16 protein-coding genes and 1 pseudogene are annotated in these 16,762 nt (G+C 74.6%); 6 read left to right on the top strand and 11 right to left on the bottom strand.

All coding sequences use genetic code 11. The annotated features are described in order from the left end of the window. Positions 1-173: 173 nt before the first annotated feature. A pseudogene (gene lgt, locus GA0074704_RS22340) lies at positions 174-1,340 on the bottom strand (prolipoprotein diacylglyceryl transferase); the annotation flags it as partial. A 102-nt stretch (positions 1,341-1,442) separates the two neighbouring features. Between lgt and GA0074704_RS22345 the strand changes: the two are divergent. Then, on the top strand, positions 1,443-2,084 hold the full coding sequence (locus tag GA0074704_RS22345; RefSeq protein WP_088972309.1) for an NUDIX hydrolase: 642 nt from the start codon (positions 1,443-1,445) through the stop codon (positions 2,082-2,084). Between the two features lie 291 nt (positions 2,085-2,375). Here the strand turns inward: GA0074704_RS22345 and trpA are convergent, their stop codons facing one another. The 3 genes from trpA to trpC are packed head-to-tail and all read right to left on the bottom strand — an operon-like array spanning position 2,376 to position 5,255. Further along, a complete protein-coding gene (gene trpA / locus GA0074704_RS22350; protein WP_088972310.1) occupies positions 2,376-3,179 on the bottom strand; it encodes a tryptophan synthase subunit alpha in 804 nt (267 codons plus the stop codon). A 2-nt stretch (positions 3,180-3,181) separates the two neighbouring features. Further along, positions 3,182-4,411 carry a tryptophan synthase subunit beta gene (gene trpB, locus GA0074704_RS22355; RefSeq protein WP_088972311.1) on the bottom strand — a complete coding sequence of 410 codons (1,230 nt, stop codon included), beginning with the start codon at positions 4,409-4,411 and terminating at the stop codon, positions 3,182-3,184. A gap of 40 nt (positions 4,412-4,451) precedes the next feature. Continuing rightward, complete coding sequence (trpC, locus tag GA0074704_RS22360; protein ID WP_172880966.1) at positions 4,452-5,255, bottom strand: indole-3-glycerol phosphate synthase TrpC; 804 nt, start codon at positions 5,253-5,255, stop codon at positions 4,452-4,454. Positions 5,256-5,767: 512 nt separating this feature from the next. Here trpC and GA0074704_RS22365 point away from each other — a divergent pair. Then, positions 5,768-6,025, top strand: coding sequence for a hypothetical protein (locus GA0074704_RS22365; protein ID WP_088972313.1), 258 nt, complete (start codon positions 5,768-5,770; stop codon positions 6,023-6,025). Here the strand turns inward: GA0074704_RS22365 and GA0074704_RS22370 are convergent. Genes GA0074704_RS22370 through GA0074704_RS22390 form a run of 5 tightly spaced genes read right to left on the bottom strand, consistent with a single transcriptional unit; the run spans position 6,018 to position 10,027 of the window. Beyond that, positions 6,018-6,605 (bottom strand): Trp biosynthesis-associated membrane protein, encoded by a 588-nt coding sequence (locus GA0074704_RS22370; protein ID WP_088972314.1) that lies wholly within the window; start codon positions 6,603-6,605, stop codon positions 6,018-6,020. The genes GA0074704_RS22365 and GA0074704_RS22370 overlap by 8 nt on opposite strands. Then, the gene (locus tag GA0074704_RS22375; protein WP_088972315.1) at positions 6,602-8,155 is read right to left on the bottom strand and encodes an anthranilate synthase component I; all 1,554 of its coding nucleotides are present in this window, start codon (positions 8,153-8,155) and stop codon (positions 6,602-6,604) included. Before GA0074704_RS22375 ends, GA0074704_RS22370 begins: the two co-directional genes overlap by 4 nt. Next, entirely contained in the window at positions 8,152-8,580 is a 429-nt protein-coding gene (gene hisI, locus GA0074704_RS22380; protein WP_088972316.1) for a phosphoribosyl-AMP cyclohydrolase, read from the bottom strand. The genes GA0074704_RS22375 and hisI overlap by 4 nt, the downstream gene beginning before the upstream one ends. Positions 8,581-8,636: 56 nt before the next feature. Next, positions 8,637-9,641: an aldo/keto reductase gene (locus GA0074704_RS22385; RefSeq protein WP_088972317.1), complete on the bottom strand. Its 1,005-nt coding sequence runs from the start codon at positions 9,639-9,641 to the stop codon at positions 8,637-8,639. After that, positions 9,638-10,027 carry a MerR family transcriptional regulator gene (locus GA0074704_RS22390; protein ID WP_088972318.1) on the bottom strand — a complete coding sequence of 130 codons (390 nt, stop codon included), beginning with the start codon at positions 10,025-10,027 and terminating at the stop codon, positions 9,638-9,640. The genes GA0074704_RS22385 and GA0074704_RS22390 overlap by 4 nt, the downstream gene beginning before the upstream one ends. Before the next feature lie 106 nt (positions 10,028-10,133). On the opposite strand from GA0074704_RS22390, the gene GA0074704_RS22395 reads away from it, so the two are divergent. Genes GA0074704_RS22395 through GA0074704_RS22405 form a run of 3 tightly spaced genes read left to right on the top strand, consistent with a single transcriptional unit; the run spans position 10,134 to position 12,222 of the window. Further along, positions 10,134-10,871, top strand: coding sequence for an ABC transporter ATP-binding protein (locus GA0074704_RS22395; RefSeq protein ID WP_088972319.1), 738 nt, complete (start codon positions 10,134-10,136; stop codon positions 10,869-10,871). Further along, on the top strand, positions 10,868-11,623 hold the full coding sequence (locus GA0074704_RS22400) for an ABC transporter permease (RefSeq protein WP_088972320.1): 756 nt from the start codon (positions 10,868-10,870) through the stop codon (positions 11,621-11,623). The genes GA0074704_RS22395 and GA0074704_RS22400 overlap by 4 nt, the downstream gene beginning before the upstream one ends. Then, positions 11,620-12,222: a TetR/AcrR family transcriptional regulator gene (locus GA0074704_RS22405; RefSeq protein ID WP_088972321.1), complete on the top strand. Its 603-nt coding sequence runs from the start codon at positions 11,620-11,622 to the stop codon at positions 12,220-12,222. The genes GA0074704_RS22400 and GA0074704_RS22405 overlap by 4 nt, the downstream gene beginning before the upstream one ends. Before the next feature lie 10 nt (positions 12,223-12,232). Here GA0074704_RS22405 and GA0074704_RS22410 read toward each other — a convergent pair whose 3' ends face one another. Both GA0074704_RS22410 and GA0074704_RS22415 read right to left on the bottom strand, forming a co-directional pair. Continuing rightward, positions 12,233-14,026, bottom strand: a complete 1,794-nt coding sequence (locus GA0074704_RS22410; RefSeq protein ID WP_088972322.1) for an ABC transporter ATP-binding protein — start codon at positions 14,024-14,026, stop codon at positions 12,233-12,235. Beyond that, positions 14,023-15,897: an ABC transporter ATP-binding protein gene (locus tag GA0074704_RS22415; RefSeq protein WP_172880968.1), complete on the bottom strand. Its 1,875-nt coding sequence runs from the start codon at positions 15,895-15,897 to the stop codon at positions 14,023-14,025. The genes GA0074704_RS22410 and GA0074704_RS22415 overlap by 4 nt, the downstream gene beginning before the upstream one ends. A 185-nt stretch (positions 15,898-16,082) precedes the next feature. Between GA0074704_RS22415 and GA0074704_RS22420 the strand changes: the two genes are divergently transcribed. Continuing rightward, the gene (locus tag GA0074704_RS22420) at positions 16,083-16,712 is read left to right on the top strand and encodes a TIGR03085 family metal-binding protein (RefSeq protein ID WP_088972324.1); all 630 of its coding nucleotides are present in this window, start codon (positions 16,083-16,085) and stop codon (positions 16,710-16,712) included. Positions 16,713-16,762 lie beyond the last annotated feature (50 nt).

Raw genomic sequence — 16,762 nt, forward strand, 5'->3', positions numbered from 1 at the left:
ACCCGGTCGCCCTGGTCCGCCGCGACCCGGTCGCCCTGGTCCGCCGTGGCCCGGTCGCCCTGGTCCGCCGCGACCCGGTCGCCCTGGTCCGCCGTGGCCCGGTCGCCCTGGTCCGCCGCGACCCGGTCGCCCTGGTCCGCCGTGGCCCGGTCGCCCTGGTCCGCCGTGGCCAGGTCCGCCCGGTCCGACCCGGTCGGCCGGTCCTCGGCGGTCTCCCGGTGCGCCGGGTCCGCCGCCTCGTCGTCGCCGGCCGGCCGGTCCCCGGCCCCCGGGGCGTCCCCTGCCGCCGGGGCGTCCCCGGTCGCGTCGGCCGGCGCCGGCTCCTCCGGCGGGACGCCGGTCTCCTGGTACGTCCGGAACTGCTCCTCGCTGACCACCCGGTAGCCCTCCGGGGCCACCGTGGCCGGGCCGGTCTCCCGCTGCGCCAGGTCGACCTGGGACAGGTCACCCCCGCCGGCCGGCACGGCGGGCGCGGGCACACCGATCGGGACGAGGTACTCGCGCGGGCCACGCACCCGCAGGAAGTAGATCAGGGCGGCCACGAAGACCAGCGCGGCCGTCCAGACGTTGATGCGCACCCCGAGGATGTGGGTCGCCGGATCGCTGCGCATCAGCTCGATCCAGAACCGGCCGGCGGTGTAGCCCATCACGTAGAGCGCGAAGGCCCGGCCCCGGCCCAGCTTGAACCGGCGGTCGACCAGCAGCACCAGCGCGGCGACCCCGATGTTCCACAGCGCCTCGTAGAGGAAGGTCGGGTGGTAGAGGCCGGGTTCGAGGACCGGCTTCCCGTCGGCCAGCTCCGCGTGGCCGGGGTTGCCCGGGTCCATCCGGTGCACCTCGAGGCCCCAGGGCAGGGTGGTCCGGCCGCCGTACAGCTCGTTGTTGAACCAGTTGCCGAGCCGGCCAACCGCCTGCGCCAGCGGCAGCCCGGGGGCGAGCGCGTCGGCGACCACGGCGAACGGGATGCCGAGCTGCCGGGCGGCGATCAAGGCGCCGATCGCGCCACCGGCGACCGCGCCCCAGATGCCCAGGCCGCCCTCCCAGATGGCGAACGCCTTGAGGGGTTGACCGCCGTCGCCGAAGTATTTCTCCGGCGAGGTGATCACGTGGTAGATCCGGGCGCCGATGATGCCGGTCGGCACCGCCCAGACCGCGATGTCCAGCACCGCGCCGGGGGCCACCCCGCGCCGGCGCAGCCGCCACTCGGTCACCACGCAGGCGACCACGATGCCGAGGATGATGCAGAGCGCGTACGCCCGGATCGGCACCGGCCCGAGCTGCCACACGGCGGTGCTCGGGCTGGGCAGGGCCGCCTGGGGGATCGTCGAGGCGAGGGTCACGGGTGCACACGCTACCGCTGTGGACCGCCCCGGCGGCACCCCGGTCCCGGCGGTTGGCGCAACCGGTGACTTGTGGTTTGCGGGCCCGTAGGCTCTTTGTCCATGAGCGGGCTCACCTGGGCGGTGGCCGCCGTCGTCCTGGACGGGACCGGTCGCGTGCTGCTCTGCCGTCAGGGCCACGGCGAACGGCGTTGGGCGCTGCCCGGCGGCCGGCTCCGCTCCCCGCGGTGCCCGGCCACGGCGGTCGCCGAGGCGGTCCGGCGGGAGACCGGGCAGCGGATCGAGCCGGTCGAACTGGTGGGGCTCTACCACCTCACCGAGCATCCGTGCGGTGTCGGCGACGGGGGTCGGCCGACGCCGGGCGCCTCGCCGCACGACGTGGTGGTGCACGTCTTCCGGGCCCGCCCGGGCGGTGACCTGGAGCTCGGGGACGAGCTGGCCGGCGACCCGGCGGACGGACCCGGTGGTACGCCGGTGGATGGACCCGCCGGCGTCGAGGTGGGTGGGGGCGGGCGCGGGTGCGTGCTGGCCTGGCATCGGCCCGAGGCGCTGCCCAGCGGACTCACCCCGGTGACCCGGGCGGCCGTCGCCGACGCGCTGGCCGGCCGGGCGGGGGTGCTGCGCGCCGTGCGCCCCGACGGGACGGGACCCACCAGACCCGACCGGGTCCCGCTGCCCGGCCAGAGCGACCCCCTGACGACGCCCGAGCCACGCCCCGAGCCGGCGGCGAACCCCCACCGCTGACCGCGCACCCCTCCCCGCACCCTGTCAACCTGATCACGCCAACGACTCACGCCTCCTCCCCGCCCCGTTGATCATGAGGTTAGGTTCGGGGCGCGGGGCGGTGGGTCGTTCGTGCTCTCAGGTCGACAGGCGCGTGGAGAGTTGGGGCCGGGGTTCGCTGCGCGGGTGGGTTCCGGGGTGGCCGGTGGACCGCGGCGCGCGAAGAGGGGCGTACCCGTGCGGGTACGCCCCTCTTCGCGGCAACGTGGGCTGATCACATCTCCGGCGGGCAGCGGCCCGGGCGGGAAGGGGTCAGCGGGTGGGGTTGCGGACGCCCTCGGCCAGTTCGGCGCTGAGGGTACGCAGGGCGGCCAGGCCGGCGGCCTGGCCCGGCGCGTCGAGCACGCAGCGGACCAGGGCGCTGCCCACGATCACGCCGTCGGCGTACCCGGCGACGGTGGCGGCCTGCGCCCCGGTGCCCACGCCCAGCCCGACGCCGACCGGCAGGTCGGTCACCCGGCGGACCCGGTCGACCAGGACCGGCGCCGCGTCCGAGGTACGCGCCCGGGCCCCGGTCACGCCCATCACCGCAGTGGCGTAGACGAAGCCGCGGCAGTGCTCCACCGTCATGGCCAGCCGCTGGTCGGTGGAGGAGGGCGACACCAGGAACGTCCGGTCCAGGCCGTGCGCGTCGGAGGCGGCGAGCCACTCCTGCGCCTCGTCCGGGATCAGGTCCGGCGTGATCAGGCCGGTGCCGCCGGCGGCGGCCAGGTCGCGGGCGAACGCGTCGACGCCGTACCGCTCGACCGGGTTCCAGTAGGTCATGGTGACCACCGGCGCGCCGGTGGCCGCGACCGCCTCGATGATGCGCAACGCGTCGGCGGTGCGTACGCCACCGGCCAGGGCGATGTCGCTGGCCTTCTGGATCACCGGGCCGTCCATCACCGGGTCGGAGTACGGGATCTCCACCTCGATGACGTCCACGCCCGCCTCGACCATGGCGGTCATCGCGGCGATGCTGCCCTCGACGGTCGGGAAGCCGGCCGGCATGCAGCCGACCAGTACGGCCCGACCGTCGGCGCGGGCCTTGTCGAAGGCGACGCCGATCCTGCTCACCGTCACTGCTCCTTGTCGAGGATGCCGAAGTACTCGCCGGCGGTGTGCACGTCCTTGTCACCACGTCCGGAGAGGTTGATCAGGATGACCGGCTCCCGGCCCAGCTCGGCGGTGAGCTTCGGGGCGATCTTCAGGGCGCCGGCCAGCGCGTGCGCGCTCTCGACCGCCGGGATGATCCCCTCGGTACGGCAGAGCAGCTCGAACGCGGCCATCGCCTCGGTGTCGGTCACCGGCGTGTAGGTGGCCCGCCCGCTGTCGTGCAGCCAGGCGTGCTCGGGCCCCACCCCGGGGTAGTCCAGGCCGGCGGAGATCGAGTGCGACTCGACGGTCTGGCCGTCGGCGTCCTGGAGCACGTACGTCCGGGTGCCGTGCAGCACCCCGGCGGACCCGCCGGTGATGCTCGCCGCGTGCTTGCCGGTCTCCACCCCGTCGCCGCCGGCCTCGAAGCCGTAGAGCCGGACGTCGGCGTCACCGACGAAGGCGTGGAAGATGCCCAGCGCGTTGGAACCGCCACCGACGCAGGCCGCGACGGCGTCGGGCAGCGCGCCGAGCTGGTCGAGGCACTGCTGGCGGGCCTCGTCGCCGATGCCGCGGACGAAGTCCCGGACCATGGCCGGGAAGGGGTGCGGCCCGGCCGCGGTGCCGATCAGGTAGTGGGTGTCGTCGACGTTGGCGACCCAGTCCCGCATCGCCTCGTTCATCGCGTCCTTGAGGGTGCGCGAGCCGGTGGTGACCGGCACGACGGTGGCGCCGAGCATCCGCATCCGGGCCACGTTCAGCGCCTGCCGCTCGGTGTCCACCTCGCCCATGTAGACCACGCACTCGAGGTCGAACAGGGCGGCGGCGGTCGCGGTGGCCACCCCGTGCTGGCCGGCGCCGGTCTCGGCGATCACCCGCTTCTTGCCCATCCGCTTGGTGAGCAGGGCCTGGCCGAGCACGTTGCGCACCTTGTGCGCGCCGGTGTGGTTCAGGTCCTCCCGCTTGAGCAGCACCCGGGCGCCGAGCTTGGCGGAGAACCGCTCGGCCGAGTAGAGCAGCGACGGGGTGCCCGCGTAGTCGCGCAGCAGGGCGGCGAACTCCGCCCGGAACGACTCGTCGGCCATCGCGGTGCGCCACGCCCCGTCCAGCTCGTCCAGCGCGGCCACCAGGGCCTCGGGAACGAACCGGCCACCGAAGCGGCCGAAGTGGCCGGCGGTGTCGGGGTACGGGGCGGCCAGCGCGTCGGCGCTCATCGCGGGTTCCTCTCGCTGCGGATTCGGACCCCGACGCGGCTCAGCGCGCCGGTCGGGGCGTCGCCGGGTGGTTCCCGGCGTTGACCAGTTCGGCCACCGCCTCGCGGGGGCTCTTCTGGGTGACCAGTCCCTCACCCACCAGGACCGCGTCGGCGCCGGCCGAGGCGTACCGGATGAGGTCGTGCGGGCCGCGCACGCCGGACTCGGCGATCTTGACGACGCTGCTCGGCAGGCCGGGCGCGATCCGCTCGAAGACGGACCGGTCGACCTCCAGGGTACGCAGGTCGCGGGCGTTGACCCCGATCACCTGGGCACCCGCCTCCAGGGCCCGGTCGGCCTCCTCCTCGGTGTGCACCTCGACCAGCGCGCACATGCCGAGCGACTCGATCCGCTCCAGCAGGCCGACCAGGGCGTTCTGCTCCAGCGCGGCGACGATCAGCAGAACCAGGTCGGCGCCGTGCGCCCGGGCCTCGTGCACCTGGTAGCTGGAGACCACGAAGTCCTTGCGCAGCACCGGCACCTGCACCGCGGCGCGCACCGCGGCCAGGTCGTCCAGCGACCCGCCGAACCAGCGCCCCTCGGTCAGCACGCTGATCGCCCGCGCGCCACCGGCGGCGTAGTCACCGGCCAGGTCGGCCGGGTCGGCGATCTCGGCGAGCCGCCCCTTGGACGGCGAGGAACGCTTGACCTCGGCGATCACGGCCACGCCGGGCCGGCGCAGGGCCGCGTACGCGTCCAGCGGCGGCGGCGCGGCGGCCGCCAGCTGCCGGATCCGCTCCAGCGGAACCTGCGCCTGGCGCTGCGCCACGTCCTCGCGCACACCGGCAATGATCTCGTCGAGCACGCTTACGAACTTCGCCTTACCGGCGTCGTCCCCCTCCGCGTGCGCATGCTCAGCAGTCACCAACGGACTCCCCTCTCCGGGTGTCATGGGCCGATGCTAGGTGGCGCCACCTGGTGCCGGGTGGCGGGGGTATGGCGCTCCTCACGAGATGGCCTGGGGCATAATGGCCGACTTCCGGTGAACGGGATGTCACCCAGGGCCACCACTGCGATCGATCACAGTCACCGGCCTGCGGCGGCCGGAACGCATCACATCGATCGATGCCCATCACCCATTCGACCATGATCCGGCCGACCGCGCAGCGCGGGACGGCGGGCGCCGGGATGTGACGAAGCTCAAGGCCGAACGGTCCTACCCAGGTGGTTCGCGGCGCGCGACAGTTGTTCCGCCCGTCATCGCGGCGAAACGTGAGCCGGGCAGCATTCGACTCGGGCAGACTCGACGACGCGTCCACCCGATCGACGACCGGTCCGCCCGACCGTCGCCACCGATCCTTCGTGCGAGGTGACCCCATGACCACTCCCGAGTCGCCGTCCACCATCGGCCTCACCACGATCTCCCGCACCGTCGCGTCGCTCGCCGTCGGCGTGGTGCACACCCTGGAACGTGCCGTGGTCGGCGAGGCCCGGATGCGTACCGCCCGGGGCAACGCCTGGGAGGCGGTCTGCGCCGACCGCGCCCGCGCCGACCAGCGCGCCGAACTGGACCGGCTGGTCACCGAGCTGGCCGCCGCCCGGGCCGCCGTGCGGGACCGCCAGCCGGTCAGCTGACCGTCGGGTCCTCGCCCCGGTCCAGCGCGTCCCACGCCTCCCGGGTGCGGGCACCGGAGACCGGGCCACCGCCAGCCGCGGTCGGGGCGCCGCCGTCGTGGGGCCGCCGCTCGTAGCGGGCGCCCATCGCCGGCCAGTGCCGCCCCCGGACCGCGGTCAGGCCCCCGCCGGCCGCGGCCAGCAGGCCACCGACCAGGCAGAGCGCCGGCCACTGCCGGCTCAGCTCCCCGTCGAAGCCGGCGAGGAGCCCGTACCCGCCGCCGGCCGCCACCGCCAGGCCGAGCAGCCCGAGCAGGGCGCCGAGGGCCCGGCGTACCGCACCCCGGGTGGCCAGCAGCGCGCCACCCCCGGCCAGCCCCACCACGGCCAGCGCGGGCAGCCACGGCAGCAGGGCGGCGCCCGTGCGGACCGCCCGGGTCGGCGGCAACGGCGGCCGGTCGGTCAGCTCCACCGTCCAGGTCCGGGTGGCCGCGTAGAGCGCCAGGCCCGCCCCGGCCAGGCTGAGCAGGACGGCGTACGTCAGCTCGCGGCGCCCGGCCCGCGACGGCTCCCCGGCCGGCTCAGGGCCCGCCCCGGTCATCGGGCCGGCTTCAGGGTCTCGGCGGCGGCGATCGCGGCGAGCACCGCGGCGGCCTTGTTGCGGGTCTCCTGATCCTCCGAGGAAGGATCGGAATCGGCCACCACCCCGGCGCCGGCCTGCACGTACGCCCGCCCGTCGCGCAGCAGCGCGGTACGGATCGCGATCGCCATGTCCAGGTCACCGCCGAAGCCGAAGTAGCCGACGGTGCCGCCGTAGAGGCCGCGACGCACCGGTTCCAGTTCCTCGATGATCTCCATGGCGCGCACCTTGGGGGCGCCGGAGAGGGTGCCCGCCGGGAAGGTGGCCGCGAGGGCGTCGAAGGCGGTCCGGTCCTCGCGCAGGGTGCCGGTCACCGTGGAGACGATGTGCATGACGTGGCTGTACCGCTCGATGGTGGCGAACTCGGGCACCTCGACGCTCCCCGGCCGGCAGACCCGGCCCAGGTCGTTGCGGCCCAGGTCGACCAGCATCACGTGCTCGGCGCGCTCCTTCGGGTCGGCGAGCAGCTCGGCGGCGTACCGGGCGTCGGCCTCCGGGGTGGCCCCGCGCGGGCGGGTGCCGGCGATCGGGTGCAGCAGGGCGCGCCGCCGGCCGTCGGCGTCCCCGGTGACCTTGAGGTGCGCCTCCGGGGACGAGCCGACGATGTCGAAGCCGTCGAAGCGCAGCAGGTACATGTACGGGCTGGGGTTGGTGGTGCGCAGCACCCGGTAGACGTCCAGCGGGTCGGCCTCGGTGGCCCGCTCGAAGCGCTGGGCCAGCACGATCTGGAAGCACTCGCCGGCCCGGATGGCCTCCTTGGCCGCCTCGACCGCCTTGGGATAGCCACCGTCGGGGGTGCGGCTGACCACGTCGCCGACCGCCGGCCGCTCGACCGTGGAGATCATGGGCGGAATCGGTCGGGACAGCGCGGTGGTCATCGCGTCGAGCCGCCCCACCGCGTGGTGGTACGCCGCCGCCACCAGCGGCGCCCGGTCCGGGGCGTCGGTGGGCGGCAGCACCGCGTTGGCCACCAGGATCGCCGAGCCCTCGTGGTGGTCGAGCACCACCAGGTCGGTGGCGAGCATCATGCCCAGCTCGGGCAGGCGCAGGTCGTCCTCGGTGAGCTCGGGCAGCCGTTCGAGGCGCCGGACGAAGTCGTAGCCGAGGTAGCCGACCATCCCGCCGGTGAGCGGCGGCATCCCGCTGGCCGGGTCGAAGACCGGACCGGCGAGCTGCTCGACGGTCTCCCGCAGCGCGCGTACCGGGTCGCCGCCGGTGGGCAGGCCGGCGGGCGGGTGGCCGGTCCAGACGGCGGAGCCGTCCCGCTCGCCGAGGGTGGCGAGGCTGCGTACCCCGATGAAGGAGTAGCGCGACCAGGGCGTGCCGGCCGGGCCGGCGCCCTGCTCGGCGGACTCCAGCAGGAAGGTGCCGGGGCCGCCGGCCAGCTTCCGGTAGACCCCGACCGGGGTCTCGGCGTCGGCGAGCAGCCGGCGGACGACCGGTACGACCCGCCAGCGCGCGGCCAGGTCGGCGAAGGTGGCCTGGTCCGGGCTGACCGTCCCGTCGGTCATGCGGCATCGCCTCCAGGGGTGACCGGCAGTTCCTCGAAGAAGCACGAGTGGTGCCCAGTGTGGCAGGCGGCGCCGACCTGATCGACGCTCACCAGCAGCGCGTCACCGTCGCAGTCCACCGCCACCGAGCGGACGTGCTGGTGGTGGCCGGAGGTGGCGCCCTTGACCCAGTACTCCTGGCGGCTGCGCGACCAGTACGTGGCCCGGCCGGTGGTCAGCGTGCGGTGCAGGGCCTCGTCGTCCATCCAGGCGAGCATCAGGACCTCGCCGGTGTCGTGCTGGCGCACCACGGCGGCGACCAGGCCGTCGGGGGTGCGGCGCAGCCGGGCGGCGACGGCGGGGTCGAGCCGGGACGGGCGGGCCGGGCCGCCGGCCGCGTCGGAGCGGTCGGGACCGGCGGTCAGGGGAGCGTCAGGTACGGGCACAGTGACCCATTGTCCCGCACCCGCCGCGGCCCCCGCCGCCGCGTCCCGGAGGGCGGTCAGTGACCGACCGTCCGCATCCCCGCCTCGGGGTAGCGCTCCCCGGCCACCGCGTCGGCCGGCACCGCCTCGCGCAGCCGGTCCCGCTGCGCCGCGGTGAGCTCGATGTCGGCCGCCGCCGCGTTCTCCTCCAGGTAGCGGACCCGCTTGGTGCCGGGGATCGGCAGGATGTCCTCGCCCTGGGCGAGCAGCCAGGCCAGCGCCGCCTGGGCCGGGGTGCAGCCGACCTCGGCGGCGACCTCGCGGACCGCCTCGACCAGCTTCAGGTTGGCGTCGAGGTTGCCCTCGGCGAAGCGGGGCACGTTGGCCCGCCAGTCGTCGGCGGCCAACTGTTCACGGCTGGTGATCGCGCCGGTGAGCAGCCCCCGACCCACCGGCGAGTACGCGACCAGCGCCACACCGAGCTCCCGGCAGGTGGCCAGCATCTCGGTCTCGACGTCCCGGCTGAACAGGGAGTACTCCATCTGCACGGCGGCGATCGGGTGGACCGCGTGGGCCGCCCGCAGGGTGGCCGGGCTGACCTCGGAGAGGCCCACCAGCCGGATCTTGCCGGCCGTCGCCAGCTCGGCGAGCGCGCCGACGGTCTCCTCGATCGGGGTGTCCGGGTTCCGCCGGTGCAGGTAGTACAGGTCGATGGTGTCGACGCCCAGCCGGCTCAGCGAGGCGTCGCAGGCCTCCCGGGCCCAGGCGGCGCTGCTGTCGACGTACGCGCCGGGGGTGCCGGTGCCGCCGAAGCTGTCGCCGCGGGCACGGTTGCCGAACTTGGTGGCCAGGAAGACCTCGTCGCGGCGGGCCCGCACCACCGGACCGAGCAGCCGCTCGTTGGCGCCGAACCCGTACATGTCGGCGGTGTCGAGGTGGTTGACGCCCAGGTCGAGGGCCCGGTGCAGGGTCCGGGTGGACTCGGCGTCGTCGCCCTGCCCGTACGCGAAGCTCATCCCCATGCAGCCGAGGCCGACGGCCGAGACCTCCGGTCCGTCCGCGCCCATCCGTCGTCGCATCATGCCTGCTCCTCCTCCGCCCTGCGGTAGATGTCGATCTTGTGGTCGAGGACCTCGAGGTCCTCGGTGAGCTCGGCCATCCGGGCCAGCACCCGGGCCCGGTGCGCCTCGAACAGCGCCCGCCGGGCGCCGAGGGTCCGGTCCCCCAGCCGGGCCAGCTCGGCGTAGCGGCGCATGTCCCGCACGGGCATGCCGGTGCGGCGCAGCCGGGTGAGCAGGACCAGCCAGTTGACGTCGGACTCGGTGTAGCGGCGGCGGCCCGCAGAGTCCCGCCCGACCGGGGCGACCAGCCCCTCCTGCTCGTACCAGCGCAGCGTGTAGGTGGTCAGGCCGACCCGGGCGGCGGCTTCGCCCACCGACAGGCCCCTCTCCTCGGTGCTGATGTCCACGCGCTCCAGCCTTCCAGTTCGAGCACGCTCGAAGTCAACCGTTGCGGGGCGGGGCACAACTCATCTAGCGTTGAGTTCAACAGGTGATGAGTTTCGGAGGCGGGCGATGGACGAGGCGGTGACGGTCCACGACCTGGTCGTGGAGCGCGGCGGGCGGCGGGTGCTGCACGGCGTCAGCTGTGCGGTGCCGCGCGGCACGGTGACCGGGCTGCTCGGCCCCAGCGGCAGCGGCAAGACCACCCTGATGCGGGCGGTCGTCGGTGTGCAGACCATCGGCTCGGGCACGGTCACCGTGCTCGGCCGGCCCGCCGGGTCGCGGGAGCTGCGCTCGCGGGTCGGCTACCTCACCCAGGCGCCCAGCGTCTACGCCGACCTGACGGTGCGGGAGAACACCCGCTACTTCGCCGCCCTGCACGGCCGGGGCCACACCGAGGCCGACCGGGCGGTCGCCGACGTCGGGCTGGCCGACGCCGCCGGCCAGCTGGTCGGCACCCTCTCCGGCGGGCAGCGCAGTCGGGCGTCGCTGGCCTGCGCCCTGGTCGGCGAGCCGGAGCTGGTGATCCTGGACGAACCCACCGTCGGGCAGGACCCGGTGCTGCGGGCCGACCTGTGGGCCCGGTTCCACGCCATGGCCGCCGCCGGGACCACCCTGCTGGTCTCCAGCCACGTGATGGACGAGGCGGCCCGCTGCGACCGGCTGCTGCTGATCCGCGAGGGCCGGCTGATCGCCGACGACACCCCCGCCGGGGTACGCGCCACCGCCGGCGTCGACGACCTCGACGAGGCGTTCCTGCGACTGATCCGCGCGAGCGAGGCGGGCACCGCCGGAAAGGACGCCTCGTGAACCCGCGCATCCTGGCCGCCACCACCGGACGCATCCTGCGCCAACTGCGGCACGACCGGCGCACCGTGGCGCTGCTGCTGGTGGTCCCGACCGTGCTGCTCACCCTGGTCTACTTCATGTACGTCGACCAGCCCACCCCGCCCGGGCGGCCCAGCGTCTTCGACCGGGTGGCCCTGATCATGCTGGGCTTCTTCCCGTTCATCATCATGTTCCTGGTGACCAGCATCGCCATGCTCCGCGAGCGCACCACCGGCACCCTGGAACGGCTGCTCACCACCCCGCTGGGCAAGCTCGACCTGCTCTTCGGCTACGGCATCGCGTTCGGCCTGGCCGGGGCGGTGCAGGCCGCCATCGCCTCGGCCGTGGCGTACTGGGTCTTCGGGCTGGACACCGCCGGCAGCATCTGGCTGGTGGTGCTGATCGCCGCGGTCAACGCCGTGCTGGCCGTGGCGCTCGGACTGTTCTGCTCCGCCTTCGCCCGCACCGAGTTCCAGGCCGTGCAGTTCATGCCCGTGGTGGCGATCCCCCAACTGCTGCTCTGCGGGCTCTTCGTGCCCCGGGGCGAGATGGCCGGCTGGCTCCAGGCGGTCAGCGACGCGCTGCCCCTGTCGTACGCGGTCGAGGCCCTCCAGGAGGTCGGCGCCCACCCGGACCCGACCGGCACCATGTGGCGCGACGTGGCGATCGTGGCCGGCGCGGCCGTGGTGGCGCTGGTGCTGGCCGCGGCGACCCTGCGCCGGCGCAGCGGGTGACGGCCCGGCGCACCGGCCGGCGGCCCGGCAACCCGGACACCCGCGACGCGATCCTCGCCGCGGCTCGGACCGCGTTCGCCGAGCGTGGCTTCGACGCCGCCTCGATCCGGGCCATCGCCACCACCGCCGGCGTCGACCCGGCGCTCGTGCACCACTACTTCAGGACCAAGGAGGAGCTGTTCCGGGCCACCGTGGCGATCCCGATCGACCCGGCCGAGCTGCTGCCGCGGGTGCTGGCCGGCGGCCGGGACGAGGTCGGCGCCCGGCTGGTCCGCACCTTCCTCGGCGTCTGGGACTCGCCGGTCGGCACCGCCGCGGTGGCGCTGCTTCGCTCGGCGGTCAGCAACCAGTGGACCGCCCGGCTGCTGCGCGAGTTCCTCACCACCCAGATCCTGCGCCGCGTCCTCGACCAGCTCGACCTCGACCCCGCCGAGGCGCCGCTGCGCGGTTCCCTGGTGTCCACCCAGCTCGCCGGCCTGGCCATGATGCGCTACGTCATCCGCCTGGAGCCGGTCGCCTCCGCCACCCCCGACACCCTGGTGGCCACCATCGGCCCCACCCTCCAGCGCTACCTCACCGGCCCCCTCGACCAGAGTTGACCGGCGGGGGTCAGCGGGTTTGTTCGAGCCAGGAGGCGTAGAGGAGGGCGTAGACGGAGTCTTCGTCCTTGAGCAGGTCTTCGTGGGGGCCGCGTTGGACGACGCGACCGCGGTCCACCACGATCACCTCGTCGGCGGACTGGGCGGTGGAGAGCCGGTGCGCGATCGCCAGGGTGGTCCGGCCCCGGGTCACCGCGTCCAGGGTGCGTTGCAGGCGCACCTCGGTGGCCGGGTCGACCGCGCTGGTGGCCTCGTCGAGCACCAGCAGGTCGGGGTCGGCGACGTACGCCCGGGCCAACGCGACCAGCTGCCGCTCCCCCACGCTCAGCGCCTCGCCGCGCTCCCCGACCGGGGTGCCCAGCCCGGACGGCAGGCCGTCCAGCCAGTCGGCCAGGCCCAACTCGGTGAAGGCGGCGGTGAGCTGCTCGTCGGTCAGCTCCGGCCGGGCGAAGCGGACGTTCTCCCCCACCGTGGCGTCGAACAGGAACCCGTCCTGCGGCACCATCACCACCCGGGACCGCAGCGAGTCGAACCGCACCCGGTCCAGCGGCACCCCGGAGAGCAGCACCGACCCGGTGGTCGGGTCCATCAGCCGGGTGAGCAGCTTGGCGAAGGTGGTCTTGCCGCTGCCGGTCTCCCCGACCACCGCCACCCGGCTCTTCGCCGGGATGTCCAGGGTGACGTCGTGCAGCACCGGCGGGCCGCCCGGGTAGGCGAACCCCACGTTCGCGAAGCGCACGTCGATCGGGCCCGGCGGCAGCTCGCGGCCCTGCTCACCCGGGTCGGCCACGTCCGGGGCGACGTCCAGCACGTCGAGCACCCGCCGCCAGCCGGCGATCGCGTTCTGCGCCTCGTTGAGCACCTCGGTGGCGATCTGCACCGGCTGGATGAAGAGCGTCACCAGGAACAGGAACGCGGTGAGCTGGCCGATCGACAGGGTCCGGTCGACGCCCAGGCTGACCCCGACGACCACCACGCCGGCCAGCGCCAGCCCCGCCGCCAGCTCACCGACCGAGCTGCCCAGGATGCTGATCCGGATGGCCCGCTGCTGCGCCTCACGCTGCCGTTCGATCGCCTCGTCCAGCCGCCGCTCGGTCCGGCCCGCGATGCCGTACGCCCGGATCACCGGCGCCCCGACCACGCTCTCGCCGATCGTGCCGAGCAGCGCGCCCATCCGCTGCCGGACCACGCCGTACGCGCCGGCGAGGCGGCGCTGCAACAGCCGGATCACCAGCACGGCGGGCGCGAAGGCCGCGTAGACCACCAGGGTCAGCTGCCAGGAGTACGCCAGCATCACCGCCGTGGTCACCACCAGCTGACCCAGGTTGACCAGCAGGATCACCCCGCCCCACTGGAGGAACTGGGTTATCTGGTCGACGTCGCTGGTCACCCGGGAGACCAGCGACCCGCGCCGCTCCGACTGCTGGTGCAGCATCGACAGGTCGTGCACGTGCCGGAACGCCCTGGTCCGCACGTTGGCCAGCGCGGTCTCGCTGACCGTGAACAGCCGCCGCATCATCAGGTAGCCGCAGGTGGTGGTCACCACCAGCACGGCGGCGGTCACCACCACCACCGTCCACACCACGTCCAGGTCGAGGCCGCCGACGATGCCGTGGTCGATGCCGCGCTGCACCGCCACCGGCACGGCCACCCGGCCGACCATGTAGACCAGCGCCAACGCCAGCGTGCCGGCCAGCCCGACCTTCAGTTCCGGCGAGAGCGCCAGCCCGCGCCGCAGCGTCCCCCAGGTCGACTCGCTCTTCTCCGCCGGCCGCCCGGCCTCGGTGGTAGGGGTAGTGCTCACCGGTCCACCTCGATCTCCAGGCCCGAGGTCAGCGGCGCCACCTCGTCGTACGTCCGGTTCTGTTCGCGCTCCTGCTCGGCCTGCTCGTACGCGGTGACCAGGTCGGCGTACCCGGGCACGGTGGCCAGCAGCTCGGTGTGGGTGCCGCGGGCCAGCACCCGGCCCTGCTCCAGGTAGATCACCTCGTCGGCCAGGGCGATGGTGGCCCGCCGGTAGGCGACCACCAGGATCGACGCGGCCGCCCCGTCGGGGGTGCCGCCGCGCAGCCCGGCCAGGATGGCCGCCTCCACCCGCGGGTCGACGGCGCTGGTGGCGTCGTCGAGCACCAGCAGCCGGGGCCGGCCGGCCAGGGCCCGGGCCAGGGTCAGCCGCTGCCGCTGGCCGCCGGAGAGCGAGGTGCCCCGCTCGCCGACCATGGTGTCCAGCCCGTCGGGCAGCGCGGCGACGAAGCCGTCGGCCTCGGCCAGCCGCAGCGCCGCCCAGACGTCGTCGTCGCCGACGCCGGGGCGGTCCAGGCTGATGTTGGCCCGGACGGTGTCGTCGAAGACGAACGGCACCTGGGCGACCAGCGCGACCGTGCGGGCCAGCGACTCGGCGGTCAGCTCGCGCAGGTCCACCCCGTCCAGGGTGACCGTGCCGGAGTCGGGGTCGACCAGCCGGACGGCCAGCGACGCGACGGTGGACTTGCCGGCACCGGTGGGCCCGACCAGGGCCACCGTCTTCCCGGCCGGCACGGTGAAGCCGACCTCGCCGAGGACCTGGGCGCCGGGCAGGTGCGCCTCGGCCGGCTCGTACCCGAAGTGCACGTCGTCGAAGGCGAGCGTGGCCGGGCGCGGCTCGGCCGGGTCGAGCCGGCGCGTCCCGTACGGCATCTCGCCGGTGGCGTCCAGCACCCGGCGCACCCGGTCCCAGCCGGCGACGCTGCGCGGCAGCTCGGCCAGCACCCAGCCGATGGCCCGCACCGGGAAGGCCAGCACGGTGAAGAGGAAGGCGACGCTGACCAGTTCGGTGACGGTGATCGCGCCCGCCCGGAGCCGGAACGCGCCGACCACCAGCACGGCCAGCGTGCCGAGGCTGGGCAGGGTCTCCAGCATCGGGTCGAAGACGCCGCGCAGCCGGCCGACGGAGATCAGCGCGTCGCGCAGCTCGTGGGCGCGGGCGGCGAACCGGTCGGTCTCCTGCGCCTCGCGGCCCATGGTCTTGACCACCAGCGCGCCGTCGAAGCTCTCGTGCGCGATGCCGCTGACCTCGGCGCGCAGCCGCTGGGCGCGGGCCTGTCGGGGCGCCATCCGGCGGGAGTAGACGACGTTGAGCGCGAACAGCGCCGGGAAGACCGCCAGGCCGACCAGGGCGAGGGCCCAGTCGGTGAGGAAGAGCGACACCACGGCGCCGACCAGCATCACCAGGGTGCCGACGGCGAACGGCAACGGGGCGATCGGGTACCAGGCGGCCTCGACGTCGGAGTTGGCGTTGGAGAGCAGGGTGCCGGTGGCGTTGCGGTGGTGCCAGGACAGCGGCAGCTCAAGGTAGCGGCGGGTGACCCGGCGGCGGTAGGCGGCCTGGAGCCGGTACTGCATGTAGCCGGCGCCGAGCCGCCGGCCGAAGATGCCGACCACCCGCAGCACGCTGATCCCGAACAGCGCGGTGGCGGCCAGCGCCAGCGCGCCGACCCCGACCGAGCCGCGGGCGACCGCCGGCACCACCACCTCGCCGACCACCCCGCCGACCACGTACGCGCTGGCGATGACCATGGAGCCGAAGAGCACACTGCCGGCCACGGCCACCGCGAAGATCCGCGGCTGTTCCCGGATCGCCCGGCCGAGGACCGCCATTCCCCTGCCGAGTACGTCCCGACTCGTCCCGCTCGCCACACTCTCCCCCGCCGTAAGCCGCAATTATCTCCCTCATCCTTACCGCTCGGGGGTCGCTCCGCCGACCCGGAGGAGCATGTCCACCGTCACTTCCGTACCCGGTCGTCTCCGGCGGGGCCGCCCCGGCGGGAACGCGGCGCGGCACCGGCGCGCCGATCGGTCGTGGCGGGCCTACGATCGGCGGCATGCCGCGGTACGCCAGAGCCGAGCGCGAGGCGCTCGCCGACCTGATGCTGGAACTGGGACCGGACGCGCCGACCGTCGCCGAGGGTTGGACGACCCGGGACCTGGCCGCCCACCTGATCGTCCGCGAGCGGCGGCCGGACGCCGCCGGGGGCATCGTGCTGCCGCCGCTGCGGGAGTACGCCGAGAAGGTGCGCCGGCGCACCGCCGCCCGCCCCTACGCCGACCTGGTGGCGCAGGTGCGCCGCCCGCCGGTGTGGAGCCCGGTCAGCAATCCGCTGACCGACGAGCTGGTCAACACGATGGAGTTCTTCCTCCACCACGAGGACGTGCGCCGGGCCCGCCCCGGCTGGCTGCCCCGCGACCTGCCGGCCGGCGAGTCGGCGGTGCTGTGGAAGCGGGCGGCGCTGCTGGCCCGGATGGGGCTGCGCCGGTTCCCGGCGGACCTGCTGGTCCAGGCGCCCGGCTTCGGCGAGACGCGGCTGGGTCGGGGCGGCGACCGGCTGCGGCTGGTCGGCGCGCCGGGCGAGCTGGCGCTGTTCCTGTCCGGTCGGCAGCGGGTGGCCCGGGTGCAGGTGGACGGTTCCCCGGCGGCGGCCGAGCGGCTGCGGGCGGCCGACCTCGGCCTCTGACGGAGCGTGCAAAAGCGGTCACGGGAAACGTGAACTACTTTTCCGTCCAG

Origin of the sequence: Micromonospora siamensis (genome assembly GCF_900090305.1) — a bacterium.
In the GTDB taxonomy this organism is placed as follows: domain Bacteria; phylum Actinomycetota; class Actinomycetes; order Mycobacteriales; family Micromonosporaceae; genus Micromonospora; species Micromonospora siamensis.